The sequence below is a fragment of the Paenibacillus sp. FSL L8-0708 genome (assembly GCF_038009325.1).
Lineage (GTDB): Bacteria > Bacillota > Bacilli > Paenibacillales > Paenibacillaceae > Paenibacillus_AQ > Paenibacillus_AQ odorifer.
Genome location: NZ_JBBPBC010000001.1, coordinates 7,269,926 through 7,282,785, shown reverse-complemented (window position 1 = coordinate 7,282,785; position 12,860 = coordinate 7,269,926). Strand labels below are relative to the sequence as shown.

The following is a 12,860-nucleotide window of genomic DNA, read 5'->3' as shown; positions in this document are numbered from 1 at the left end:
AAGCAAATAATCGCCGTTTGAGCGTGGTTTCGGACACCGGTGCAGCTATTACATAGAATGAGGTGCAACTAGTGTGTTTTTCGTGCCAATAGCGACAATGGGGTCCGATAGCAAGCCAAATGTGCTCGAAAGCTACGAATAGGGTCAACTGAGTCCGATCATGCTGAGTCATCGCCCCCCGCAGAAGCTTTCGGACTCAGAAGCCGCTAATAAGCAAATAATCGCCGTTTGAGCGTGGTTTCGGGCTCCAGTGCAGCTATTACATAGAATGAGGTGCAACTAGTGTGTTTTTGGTGCCAATAGCGACTATGGGGTCCGATAGCAAGCCAAATGTGCTCGAAAGCTACGAATAGGGTCAACTGAGTCCGATTGTGCTGAGTTTTCACCCTCCGCAGAAGCTTTCGGACTCAGAAGCCGTTAATAAGCAAATAATCGCCTTTTGAGCGTGGTTTCGGACTCCAGTGCAGCTATTGCATAGAATGAGGTGCAACTAGTGTGTTTTTGGTGCCAATAGCGACTATGGGGTCCGATAGCAAGCCAAATGTGCTCGAAAGCTACGAATAGGGTCAACTGAGTCCGATTGTGCTGAGTTTTCACCCTCCGCAGAAGCTTTCGGACTCAGAAGCCGCTATTTAGCAAATAATCGCCGTTTGAGCGTGGTTTCGGGCTCCAGTGCAGCTATTACATAGAATGAGGTGCAACTAGTGTGTTTTTCGTGCCAATAGCGACAATGGGGTCCGATAGCAAGCCAAATGTGCTCGAAAGCTACGAATAGGGTCAACTGAGTCCGATTGTGCTGAGTTTTCACCCTCCGCAGAAGCTTTCGGACTCAGAAGCCGCTATTTAGCAATTAATCACTTTTTGAGTCTGGTTTCGGACTCCAATGCAGCTATTACATAGAATGAGGTACAAATAGAGTGTTTTTCGTGCCAATAGCGACAATGGGGTCCGATAGCAAGCCAAATGTGCTCGAAAGCTACGAATAGGGTCATCTGAGTCCGATGTCCGGTTGTGGGCCAAATGTGCTCGAAAGCTACGAATAGGGTCATCTGAGTCCGATGTCCGGTTGTGGGCCAAATGTGCTCGAAAGTTACGATTAGAGTCAATTGAGTCCGATAGCTGCTGCGTACGCTCAAATGTAATCCAACGAAACAAGATATGCTGGCTTAGCCGGTCATACACAAACTTCTATTTGTGCACAGGTCGCAGTAAATTTGACATGTCAGTGAAAACTTTCACTTAGTTTTCTCAAAGTGATAATTATCACGTTAATGTGTTTTACGACACGCTACAATGGTCATAAAGGAACAAATTTGAAGTAAATAGATGAAGGGGATAGGAACCATGGCTTATAGCAAACCGCAGCAAATTGCCGAAGTAACTGTAGAGAACGGCATAAAAAAAGCTCATAATCCGCTAAGTACCGTACTTATTCTGGGCTTTTTGGGAGGAGCGTTTATTGCGCTCGGGTTTTTATTAGATATTCGCGTCATTGCTGGCGCACCACAGGAATGGGGTTCCATTGCTAACTTTATCGGAGCCGCAGTCTTCCCCGTTGGGCTGATCATGGTACTCCTTGCAGGTGGAGAACTGCTGACAGGGAATATGATGGCCGTGCCGCTCGCTTTTATGGCTAAGAAGATTTCTTTCTGGGAAGTTGTGAAGAATCTTTTGCTCATTACGATTAGTAATCTGGCAGGGGCATTATTTGTAGCTTATTTCTTCGGTCATGTGGTGGGTTTAACTTCAGAGGGTGTGTATTTAGAAAAATTGGTGGATATGGCTGGTCATAAAATCGATGCAGAATTCTTTCCGGCATTTGTTTCGGGTATCGGCTGTAACTGGCTCGTTGCGCTGGCCGTATGGCTCTCCTATGGAGCAGATAACTTCAGCGGCAAAATCCTTGGTATTTGGTTTCCAACGATGGCCTTTGTTGCGATCGGATTCCAGCACGTTGTAGCTAACATGTTCCTAATTCCAGCAGCTATTTTTGAAGGTTATTATTCATGGGGGCAATACTTCACTAACTTTGTTCCCGTCTGGCTCGGCAATCTAACGGGTGGGGCAATATTTGTCGCAGCTGCCTATTGGATGGCATACTTGCGTAAAGCACCTACGGCTATTCAATCCGTAGATAGCATGTCCGGCAGCAGTGTCAAGAAACACGCTTAAGCTCGTCTTATAGAGCACTCCATAGAACATTCAAGGTCTGCCTTATTGGTGGCGTTAATGTTTTAGGGGTGCTTTTTGTTATGTAGACACAAAAAAAATCCGCCGTGATATATCCGCGCTCGGGGGAACGAAATCGGATCACGGCGAATTTTGAAGGGGGAGTGTTTCTAGGCTCTATTACCCCGTCTTTCTAAAAGCGAATCAGTTTCTTCTTGTTTAGTTTGCTTTACGGACGACAGCCACGGCTTTAAAATAAGAATAGATATTAGAACTAGGGAGGACTGCGGACGTGAACCCCAAGGGAGACGGGATATTTCATGCGATATGTGCGTTTTATCCTCTAGATTTCATGCGCACTTTATCACGATAAAACGTCAATGTGTATGCTTGCTCATAGCCCTGTTTTGGGATGATACTGGATGAATTAATGACACATATATAACAGGGGATGTACACTACTTATGAAGTTTTTACAGGCATATCCAAAAGAAGTGAAAATATTTCTCATTGCCAGCCTAATTAACGCAACAGGTAGTGCGCTGATGTGGCCGCTCGTTACGATGTATGTATTTGATGAGCTTGGACGCAGCATGTCAGATGCTGGACTGGTGATTCTTATTCAATCGGTTGGTGGGATCGTGGGTCAACTACTCGGGGGCTCACTCTATCATAAGGTAGGCGTGAACCGGCTGATTGTCGGAGCGCTCGCCATGAATGCTTTGGCACTGTTCACCTTGCCGGCAGCTAGTAACAACTGGACGTTATTTATGGTTGCAATGGGACTAGTGGGATTATTTAATTCCTTATCATTACCTGCCATTCAGGCATTTATCGGCTTTCGTTTCACGAAGCAGCGTGGTGAGCTGTTTAATGTTATTTATGTCGCCAATAATATTGGTGTAGCACTGGGGACGGCATTAAGTGGTTTTTTGGCCGATATTTCCTATATGCTAAGCTTTGTAATGAATGGTGTAACCTCGGCGGTATTTGCGGGTTTCTTTTTTATATATCTGAAGAAAATCGGTGGAGAACCTGCGCATGAGGTAATGGGGCATCAGAAGAATGAACCAGAGAAACAATCCACGTGGAAGCTAATGGGGCATACTCGTATTTATCTTTATATGGGGATCGGTTCTTTGTTCCTGCTTCTCGGTAACTCTATCTGGAATACAGGGGTATCTCCGTTCATTATTTCAGAGGGCTGGCCTAAGAAAACTTATGGTTTTCTCTGGACACTGAACGGTATTTTGATTTTTGCAGCTCAGCCATTGGTAACAATGATTAAGCGCTGGTTCGCGTCTACCTCAACGGCGCAAATGACTGCAAGTGCCCTGTTTTATTTGGGTGGCTATGCGTTTCTTTTGTGGATGCCTAATTATCCTGGCTTAGTGCTTGGAATGGTGCTTGCTACACTGGGAGAAATGCTGATTTCTCCAGCGATGCCATCCTTTATCTCGGATCATGCGGGGCGCAGCGCACCGTTTTATTTGGGACTAAGCGGAGGGATTGGTGCAGTCGGGAGAGTCATTGGCCCTTACTTCATGGGCAGACTGTATGATAGCGGTGGTTTGGCACCAACAGCCTGGCTGGCCTGTGCGATGGCGCTGCTGTCTGTAGGGTTTTTCGTCATCCATGCTTTAGTCAATCGTAAAGGCCATTCGTTAGAGCGGTCCGTAGGATAACTATACACAGTGGATTCCAACATCTGCTGTGAATTCTATAGAGGTGCAAGGCAAGGGGTGTACATCTTATGAAACAAATCAACAAGGCAAGGTTAACTATTAGACCCTCAGAGATTAAAGACGTGCGAGAACTGATTGATCTGGACCATCTGATTTGGACAGAGGACACTAGCCCGGGACCTATGTTGTGGCGCTCACAAGAAGATTTCTTACTGAATGCTCCCCCGGGCTCACAGCTCGTCGCGCTGCAAGATGACAAGCTATGTGGATATGTCGGGTTTGGCTGCCCTAGTAGAATGGAGAGCAACCGGCATGTGTGCGAGGTTAATATTGCTGTTCATCCGAACTATCAACGTTTAGGCATCGGCCGGCAGCTCATGGAAGCCATTAAGGGACATGCTGCGGCGCATGCTATTCGTAAGCTTCGCCTGCGTGTATTATCCTGCAATGAATCAGCGATTTCTTTTTACCGGGAATGCGGTTTTGTGGAAGAGGGGCGTCTGCGGGAGGAGTTTTATCTTGGCGGCCGTTATGTAGATGAGATATTTATGAGCTGCATGCTGACAGGAGGAAATGAATATGGAGATCATCTCGCTTAATGTCGGTCGGCCGGTGACGGTGGATTATCGGGGAAAACCTTTGGAGACCGGAATTTATAAAACACCTGTAGAAGGACCAGTTCAGCTACATACCAATGGATTTGTTGGAGATGGCCAGGCAGATCTTAAACATCATGGAGGTCCTGACAAGGCGGTATGCGCCTATCCCATTGAGCACTATCCTTATTGGGAACAGCAGCTGGGAAAGAAACTGGAGTACTCGGCTTTTGGAGAAAATATCACCATCACAGGTCTGCTGGAGACAGAGGTATGTATTGGCGATGTATATGAAATAGGAACCACTTTGCTTCAGGTTAGCCAACCACGATACCCTTGCTTCAAAATCTCACAAAAGCATGGACCCGCAGATCTACCGGCTCAAGTTCTGGATACAAGGTATAGCGGATTTTACTTGCGTGTACTTCGTGAAGGAAAGATTTCAACCGGTGATGCAATTGTCAAAAAAGAAAACGGAGACAGCAATGCGTCCGTGGCGCATGTACTGTATTTAATGCAGGTTGGGCTGCAAGAGAAGGCTGCTCTGGCAGAGCTTGTGGAGCTGGAAGCTCTCTCAGCCGTAGTACGGAACAAGTTTCGAAAACAACTGGGTATGCCAGAGATCTAATCTTGGTCTGCTCAAAAAAAAACCTGGAGGCGTATGCCAGCCAGGTTTTTTTTTGCTTGCGTGTTTGTTTAACTTTGCTTTGCTTGTAACTTAGCCGAGCAGCTGCCACTCACTACGCAATAAACCATATACGGCGTGATTCACGTAGCCATCGGGCAGCTTTTCTGCCTGTCTGATCACACCTTCGAGCACAAAACCAAGCCGTTCAGGAATTGCCCGGCTAGTTACGTTGGCGGTTGCGCAGCGAATTTCTACCCGCTGCAGCTCCATTTCAAGCAGGGCGTAGTCTACTAGAACTCGGCAGGCACTGGTCATATAACCTTTGCCTTCATATCCATCACCAAGCCAATAACCAATCCCTACGGAACGGTTATGCCAGTCAATCTGGTGATACCCAATGACGCCAGCGAGCTCGCCGCGGACCCAAAGTCCAGCAGTGAAGGCGCCATTGTCGGTGCCTTGTTTTATAGCATTTTTAATGAAATTAAGGGTGTGATCCTGTTCCGTAACGGCATCAACCCAAGGAAGCCATTGCCTAAGTCGTTCCCGCGAGCGCTCCACTAACGCGAATATGTGCCTAGCATGCTCAGGCATGAGTGGCTTTAAGATAAGCTCTTCGTCGATGACATAATTAAACAAGTGGTTGCCTCCTTTCGGCACAAGGCCTTATGTATGATTATGGATTTTTTCTTATGATTATCATGCTACTCTATCGCCCGCAGAGAAGTCAAAAGGTCTAAAGATGCTAAAAATTGATCCAGGCCATGTGCCCCCTTTTATTGAACAATCTACAGTTAACGGGTATATTAGTAGGAAACATGTTTATACAAGAAGTAGTGTAACACTACAGAACGAAAGGTTGATAGCTGTGGAGAACCGTAATACCCCCTCCAATTTTATTAAAAATGTTATTACCGAAGACCTCCGTACGGGTAAAGTAAAAGAAGTTGTCACACGCTTTCCGCCGGAGCCGAACGGTTACTTACATATCGGACATGCCAAGGCGATTTGGATTAACTTTACACTGGCGGACGAGTTCGGTGGCAAGACTAACCTAAGATTTGACGACACGAATCCTGCCAAAGAAGATACGGAATATGTGAACTCCATTCAGGAAGATGTAAAGTGGCTGGGCTATGAATGGGAAGAGCTGCGTTTTGCATCGGATTATTTTGAGGAAATGTACAAACGTGCCGAATTATTAATTACTAAAGGCAAAGCTTATGTAGATGACCTCAGCGCGGATGAAATTCGCCAATTGCGGGGAACGCTGACAGAGCCAGGACAGAACAGTCCACATCGTGAGCGCAGCATCGAAGAGAATTTGGATCTGTTCCGCCGTATGCGGGCAGGGGAATTCAAAGATGGTGAGAAGGTTCTTCGTGCCAAGATCGATATGGCATCACCAAATATTAATCTGCGTGATCCTGTCATCTATCGGATTACTCATGCGCATCACCATAATACAGGGGATAAATGGTGCATCTATCCGATGTATACGTTCGCTCATCCACTTGAGGACGCCATTGAAGGAGTAACTCACTCCCTTTGTTCGCTTGAGTTTGAAGATCAACGCCCATTTTATGATTGGGTCGTAGCGGAATGTGAGATGCCTTCTGTTCCGCATCAATATGAATTCGGCCGTCTGAATCTCGCTCAAACCATGACTAGTAAACGTAAGCTGAAGCTGCTGGTAGACGAAAAACATGTGGATGGCTGGGACGATCCGCGGATGCCAACGATCTCCGGCCTGCGCCGCAGAGGATATACGCCGGAAGCGATTCGTAAATTCGTGTACGAAGCAGGGATCTCCAAGAGTCAGGGTCTAGTGGACCTGCAAATGCTGGAGCACTTTATCCGGGAAGACCTTAAGTTAACTGTGCCTCGCACCATGGCTATACTTCGTCCGCTTAAGGTTGTTATCACCAATTATCCGGAAGGCCAAACAGAATGGCTTGAAGCGGAGAATAATACAGAGAATGAAGAAATGGGTGTACGCCAAATTCCGTTCTCTCGTGAGATTTATGTTGAGCGCGACGACTTTATGGAGAATCCGCCCAATAAATATTTCCGCTTGTTCCCCGGCAATGAAGTACGCCTGAAGCATGCTTATTTCATCAAATGTAATGAAGTCATTAAAGATGATAATGGCGAGGTTGTTGAACTGCATTGTACGTATGATCCGGAAACAAAGAGTGGCAGTGGATTTACAGGCCGTAAGGTAAAAGGTACTCTGCACTGGGTAGAAGCTAGTCAAGCTGTGCCTGCAGAATTCCGTTTATACGAGCCACTGATTTCTGCTGAAGAAGTAGATGAAGCTGCAGAAGTTGAAGGTCTGGATTCCACGGTAGAGAAAGCGGAGCCTAGCTTCTTGGATCAGCTTAATCCTAAATCCATTGAAATCTTACAAGGTTTTGTGGAACCCGCGCTTAAGGACAGTGTGGCTCAGGATAAATTCCAGTTCTTCCGTCATGGCTATTTTAATGTAGATAGCAAATACTCGGCGCCTGGGCATCTCGTATTCAATCTTATCGTTTCACTGAAGAGTTCATTTCAGCCTCCAAAACAAGGCTAACACTTGATTCGTTCAGGTTCTTTATAATAAAACAGGCACAAACGTCCCGTTTAGGTACGTTTGTGCCTGTTTTTTATGTTTTCGCTTATAATATTTCGATGTGAGAGAGTTCTTCCTCATCCTCTGTAGGGGGCCGGTAGCCTCCACGGTTTACAAAGAGCCACATGAAAGTAAAGCCTAGCGTTCCAAACAGTGTCAAGAAGACACCCGCTTGATACATGCTCTGTGCCCCTAGATTTTGATACATCCACCCGCCGAGAACTCCTCCAACAATACCGGCTATACCGCTCCAAGTCAGTGTGTAGAGCGCTTGTCCTGAAGCACGGTAAGGTCTTGGAATAAGAAGCATGGTCAGTTGAGTGCCTACATAGAAGAAACCACCAAATGTTATGCAGTGTAAAATTTGAATGAGCACTACTTGGAGGGCTGTAGTCGCGTCCGCCATGAACCACCATCGTAGTACGAATAAAGCGCTAACCAGCGCAAGCCAGCCGAGCAGAACAGATATTTTACGTTTAAGGAATCGGTCGCAGAGAACAAATACACCCACTTCCAAAATAGAGGAGAGGAATACTGCGAGACCAATCATTCCCTTGGAGCCGCCTAGGTCCGTAATATACAAAGACATGAATGTAGTGTTCATGGTGTTCGGTATGGAAACTAGGATACCAAACAATATGAAACACAAGAAAAAGGGATTATAAATTAGTTTGCTGAAGCCTCTATACGGCATAGGAGCCATGCCAATGGTATGGTTAAGTTTCGGTAATGCAAGAATGGATAACATTGATGCACATAGTAAGCCTGCAAACAGATAGGACAAGATAGATACACCAGCCCAATCAAGGACCAATCCGGCGGCAATTGCAATTAGTGCCCACCCCAATGAACCCCAAAGCCGAAAAGAACGGAAGCGATAGTTAGTTCCGTCAATATAGCTGAGAATCATCGTATTGCTCTGAGCAAATAACGGTCCTTGGAAGAAATAGAACAAAAGAATGGAGATGTAGATCATCTCATATGTATTTGCCCGAAACATAAGCTGGGATAACACTAACGTTCCGATTAACATAAGCAAAACGATTCTCCGGATATTCTGGTATCGGTCAGTCCAGATTGCCCAGAATGGATTTGCAAAGATGGATACTAGCGCACCCATAGAAAATACGGCACCGATCTCTAATTTGTTCATCCCTACATCCAGCAGGTATAGTTGAAAGAAGCTGGAGAAGAGGACCATGGTTCCGTATACAAAAAAATTGAACCATTTTAAAGACGTGAAAGAAGATGGATAGTTAACGCCTTTCCGCAAATGCGTCACTCCTTTCCCACTAGATGTCTTGCATGGATATACTGACCAATATTAGGCCCTTCTATCACTGTAACACGTGTTGAAAAGGGATACAAACTTCCTTTTTTACTTTTTTACATTTTTTTAACGTTTATTTAAATTTGATCCGCTAAGTGACAAAAAACGCATATAACAAGTTTGCAGGTGGCAGAAATGTTAGGCGTTTGCTCTTCCTTACTAGGAATATACCTGAGGATTACCCTATCTACGTTTGTATAAAAGAGAATCAATGGGTTTAACTTCAGTTTACAATTCAGGGCTAGGATAGGGTTAAGCGAAACAGAGATGATACATTCTTCTCGCAGATTCACCAAGAAAAGGGGAGTTTTTGCATGAAAAAATCCGAAGCTAAGGGGAAAACGGCGCTGAAGCCATTCCTCACATTATTAAAAGAAACCAAGCCTTCATACGGCTTATTGGCAATAGCCATTGCACTAAGCATGATCTCGACATTGGTTAGTCTGGTGATCCCTATGTTCACCAAAAATCTGGTGGATGGCTTTTCTTTGGCTTCTGTCAGCAAGCTGCAAATTGCAGGCATAGCGGGTGCTTTTATCGCGCAGACGATCGCCGGGGGAATCTCTATCTATCTGCTGAATTATGTAGGCCAGAAGATGGTTGCAGGTCTTCGTGACCGGTTATGGCGTAAATTTTTAGTGTTGCCAGTAGCTTATTACAATGATAATCGGACAGGAGAAAGCGTCAGCCGGATGACGAATGATACAGGGATCATCAAAACGCTGATCTCTGAACATCTGGCCAGCTTATTTACCGGAGTGATTTCCATTGTGGGCTCCATTGCTGTGCTGTTATTTTTAAACTGGAAGATGACGCTTGTTCTGTTCACCGTTCTTCCACTATCTGCGTTGATTTTGGTGCCGCTTGGACGGCAGATGTACAAAATCTCCAAAGGCATGCAGGACGAAACAGCTTCTTTTACCGCCACACTTAGTGGTGTATTGTCAGAGATCCGTCTGGTGAAATCCTCGGGTGCAGAGAAAAAAGAGTACGAAGCAGGCAAAACCGGAATTATGAACCTGCTCTCCTTTGGCATTCGTGAAGGCAAAATCAGCGCTATGATCAGTCCACTTGTCTCTTTTGTCTTTATGATGTTACTTGTGGTCATTATCGGTTATGGCGGAATGCAGGTATCTTCCGGTGCTTTGACAGCTGGAGAGCTGGTAGCCTTTATCCTGTATCTTATTCAGATTATTATGCCGCTTACTCAATTGACCACGTTCTTTACACAGATTCAGAAAGCTAAAGGGGCATCAGAGCGCATTATTGAAACTCTGGCAGCAGAAGAGGAGGTATATGAGGGCCAGGAAGAGGCGAACGGTGCAGAGGGTCCTATCTCGGTAGAAGATCTAAGCTTTGGATATAAAAATGGTGAGAATGTGCTAACCGATGTAAGCTTCCGGATGCTTCCGGGTCAGGTGACGGCTATTGTTGGACCGAGCGGGGGAGGCAAGACTACATTATTTTCACTGCTCGAACGATTCTATGAGCCTCAGAAAGGTATGGTTAAGTTAGGCGATAAACCAGTGTCAACCTTCTCATTACGCTCATGGCGGAAACTGATCGGGTACGTCTCACAGGAAAGCCCATTGTTGGCAGGTACGATTGCTGAGAATTTAACCTATGGATTGGATCGAGACGTTAGCATGGAGGAGATGCGCGCAGCAGCAGCAATGGCTTATGCAGATGGCTTTATCGATGAGCTTCCTGAAGGATATAATACGGATGTTGGTGAGAGAGGTGTGAAGCTCTCGGGTGGACAGCGGCAACGGATTGCTATTGCTAGAGCGCTGCTGCGGAATCCAAAGATTCTTATGCTTGATGAGGCGACCTCCAGTCTGGATAGCCAATCAGAGGCCGTAGTGCAGAAGGCACTGTCCAATTTGATGAAGGGCCGGACTACGATTGTAATTGCGCACCGTTTGGCTACTGTTGTAAATGCTGAGCAGATTATTTTTATGGAAAAGGGCCAGATTACCGGGATGGGAAGACATGAAGAACTGCTGGAAAACCATGAGCTATATCGTGAATTTGCCACCCAGCAGCTGCAGATGAATAACCTTGAGATTCAAGACAATAAAGAGGAGGCTCCAGTGATACATGACAAAAATACTAGTAGCGGACGACGATCCGCACATCCGCGAATTGGTAGAAGTATTTCTGAGAGCTGAGGGGATGGATGACATCTATGGAGCTTCTGATGGACTGGAGGCTCTTCAGATTCTGGAGAGCCATAACATAGACTTAGCCATTATTGATGTGATGATGCCCAATTTGGATGGCTGGGAGCTGTGCCGGAAGATGCGCCAAACCTATGATTTTCCGATATTGATGCTGACGGCTAAGGGAGAGACCTCACAAATTGTGAAGGGCTTTGAGCTGGGAAGTGATGACTATCTCGTCAAACCCTTTGAGCCAGTGGTGCTTATTGCGCGAGTAAAGGCGCTGCTCAAACGCTACCAAATCTCTGCTGCACAAAGTGTGGGGATTGGCCGGCTGCGAATGAATCGTAAAACCTACGAGGTATCCTCAGCGTATGGAGAAGTCACTTTGCCGCTTAAGGAATTTGAGCTGTTATTTAAGCTGGGCAGCTATCCGGGGCAGACATTGACTAGAGACAGGCTAATCGAAGAGATATGGGGTTATGATTTTGAAGGGAATGAGCGGACGCTCGATGTGCATATCAACCGTTTACGCGAACGGTTCGCTCCTGATAAATACGGGTTTGTTATTCGTACCATCCGCGGATTAGGCTATCGGCTGGAGGCAGAGGCATGAACCGGTTTAAGGAGCTTCTTAAGCGGATTGGGATGACTTTTATTTACTTCGGTGGTGTTGGGATTAGCTGGAGTGCAGCTTATTTCTTGATGAACTGGATATATGGCAGGGTTGGACGCCCCTCTTCGGAGTATTTGACCCAGTTAATCGGCGTGATGGTCGGAATTGTGATTTTGTTTTTGATGGCATTGGTAACCTCCAAGTTATTCCGGGGCTGGGAACGTGTTTTTTATAAATCAATTATCGAAGGTTTAGGGCGGATTGCTAAGGGTGATTTCAATGTGGTACTTGATAATACAAAGGACTACGGTGATTTCGGTGAGATTGTAGAGAGTATCAACGTAATGGCCAGCGAACTGAGCCAGATGGAGACCATGCGTCAGGATTTTATCTCTAATGTATCGCATGAAATTCAATCTCCGCTAACCTCTATTCGGGGGTTTGCTCTTGCACTGCAGGATGAAACTCTGAGTGTGAAGAGCAGGAGGCACTACCTTAATATTATAGTGGCTGAGAGTACCCGTGTATCTGGGCTTAGTGATAATTTATTGAAGCTGTCCGCGCTTGAATCGGGCAATTTTCCGTTTGAAAATCAGATTTACCGCCTGGATAAGCAGCTTAGAGATACGATTCTGGCTTCTGAACCACAGTGGTTGGAGAAAAAAATAGAGGTAGAGGCTGAACTGGAAGAAGTGAATGTATCTGCTGTAAAAGATTTAATGAGTCAGGTTTGGACTAATCTGCTGCATAACAGTATCAAGTTTACTCCGCAGAACGGTTGCATCCATATTAGCCTTCGCATGGTGGATGAGCAGGTAGAGGTGGAGATTCAAGATAGCGGGATTGGCATCTCGGAGGAAGATCTGCCTCGGATCTTCGAGCGTTTCTATAAGGCAGATAAAGCTAGAACCGCAAGTGGTGGCGGTAGTGGACTAGGTCTGTCATTGGTTAAAAAAATCGTTGAGCTGCATGAAGGTAAGGTAACTGCAAATAGTCGCCCGGGGGATGGGACAGCGTTCAAGGTGAGATTGCCAGTACGAATGAAATAAACTTGCTGTAT

At 45.8% G+C, this 12,860-nt stretch carries 10 protein-coding genes; 8 read left to right on the top strand and 2 right to left on the bottom strand.

The genetic code is table 11. The features are described from left to right. Positions 1-1,344 precede the first annotated feature (1,344 nt). The 4 genes from NYE58_RS34180 to NYE58_RS34165 all read left to right on the top strand — a co-directional run bounded on the left by NYE58_RS34180 (position 1,345) and on the right by NYE58_RS34165 (position 5,078). Complete coding sequence (locus NYE58_RS34180) at positions 1,345-2,172, top strand: formate/nitrite transporter family protein (RefSeq protein WP_036681949.1); 828 nt, start codon at positions 1,345-1,347, stop codon at positions 2,170-2,172. Positions 2,173-2,633: 461 nt separating this feature from the next. Further along, positions 2,634-3,854, top strand: a complete 1,221-nt coding sequence (locus NYE58_RS34175; RefSeq protein WP_076123961.1) for an MFS transporter — start codon at positions 2,634-2,636, stop codon at positions 3,852-3,854. A 68-nt stretch (positions 3,855-3,922) separates the two neighbouring features. Further along, positions 3,923-4,453 carry a GNAT family N-acetyltransferase gene (locus tag NYE58_RS34170; RefSeq protein ID WP_076276928.1) on the top strand — a complete coding sequence of 177 codons (531 nt, stop codon included), beginning with the start codon at positions 3,923-3,925 and terminating at the stop codon, positions 4,451-4,453. Then, a complete protein-coding gene (locus NYE58_RS34165; protein ID WP_081387505.1) occupies positions 4,434-5,078 on the top strand; it encodes an MOSC domain-containing protein in 645 nt (214 codons plus the stop codon). The genes NYE58_RS34170 and NYE58_RS34165 overlap by 20 nt, the downstream gene beginning before the upstream one ends. Positions 5,079-5,168: 90 nt before the next feature. Here NYE58_RS34165 and NYE58_RS34160 read toward each other — a convergent pair whose 3' ends face one another. Continuing rightward, positions 5,169-5,717 carry a GNAT family N-acetyltransferase gene (locus NYE58_RS34160; protein ID WP_036681941.1) on the bottom strand — a complete coding sequence of 183 codons (549 nt, stop codon included), beginning with the start codon at positions 5,715-5,717 and terminating at the stop codon, positions 5,169-5,171. A gap of 229 nt (positions 5,718-5,946) precedes the next feature. Here NYE58_RS34160 and NYE58_RS34155 point away from each other — a divergent pair, with 229 nt between their 5' ends. Then, a complete protein-coding gene (locus tag NYE58_RS34155) occupies positions 5,947-7,653 on the top strand; it encodes a glutamine--tRNA ligase/YqeY domain fusion protein (RefSeq protein ID WP_341004335.1) in 1,707 nt (568 codons plus the stop codon). 85 nt (positions 7,654-7,738) lie between these two features. On the opposite strand, the gene NYE58_RS34150 is transcribed toward NYE58_RS34155, so the two are convergent. After that, complete coding sequence (locus NYE58_RS34150; protein WP_305953522.1) at positions 7,739-8,974, bottom strand: MFS transporter; 1,236 nt, start codon at positions 8,972-8,974, stop codon at positions 7,739-7,741. A 362-nt stretch (positions 8,975-9,336) separates the two neighbouring features. Between NYE58_RS34150 and NYE58_RS34145 the strand changes: the two genes are divergently transcribed. The 3 genes from NYE58_RS34145 to NYE58_RS34135 are packed head-to-tail and all read left to right on the top strand — an operon-like array spanning position 9,337 to position 12,849. Then, complete coding sequence (locus tag NYE58_RS34145; RefSeq protein ID WP_076192341.1) at positions 9,337-11,193, top strand: ABC transporter ATP-binding protein; 1,857 nt, start codon at positions 9,337-9,339, stop codon at positions 11,191-11,193. After that, positions 11,123-11,800 carry a response regulator transcription factor gene (locus NYE58_RS34140; protein WP_076123953.1) on the top strand — a complete coding sequence of 226 codons (678 nt, stop codon included), beginning with the start codon at positions 11,123-11,125 and terminating at the stop codon, positions 11,798-11,800. The genes NYE58_RS34145 and NYE58_RS34140 overlap by 71 nt, the downstream gene beginning before the upstream one ends. After that, the gene (locus tag NYE58_RS34135) at positions 11,797-12,849 is read left to right on the top strand and encodes a HAMP domain-containing sensor histidine kinase (RefSeq protein ID WP_341004073.1); all 1,053 of its coding nucleotides are present in this window, start codon (positions 11,797-11,799) and stop codon (positions 12,847-12,849) included. Before NYE58_RS34140 ends, NYE58_RS34135 begins: the two co-directional genes overlap by 4 nt. Positions 12,850-12,860: the final 11 nt, after the last annotated feature.

Coding starts and splice junctions, on each gene's coding strand:
- NYE58_RS34175 (WP_076123961.1), top strand. CDS start 2,634: ATGAAGTTTTTACAGGCATATCCAAAAGAAGTGAAAATATTTCTCATT.
- NYE58_RS34170 (WP_076276928.1), top strand. CDS start 3,923: ATGAAACAAATCAACAAGGCAAGGTTAACTATTAGACCCTCAGAGATT.
- NYE58_RS34135 (WP_341004073.1), top strand. CDS start 11,797: ATGAACCGGTTTAAGGAGCTTCTTAAGCGGATTGGGATGACTTTTATT.
- NYE58_RS34180 (WP_036681949.1), top strand. CDS start 1,345: ATGGCTTATAGCAAACCGCAGCAAATTGCCGAAGTAACTGTAGAGAAC.
- NYE58_RS34165 (WP_081387505.1), top strand. CDS start 4,434: ATGGAGATCATCTCGCTTAATGTCGGTCGGCCGGTGACGGTGGATTAT.
- NYE58_RS34145 (WP_076192341.1), top strand. CDS start 9,337: ATGAAAAAATCCGAAGCTAAGGGGAAAACGGCGCTGAAGCCATTCCTC.
- NYE58_RS34140 (WP_076123953.1), top strand. CDS start 11,123: ATGACAAAAATACTAGTAGCGGACGACGATCCGCACATCCGCGAATTG.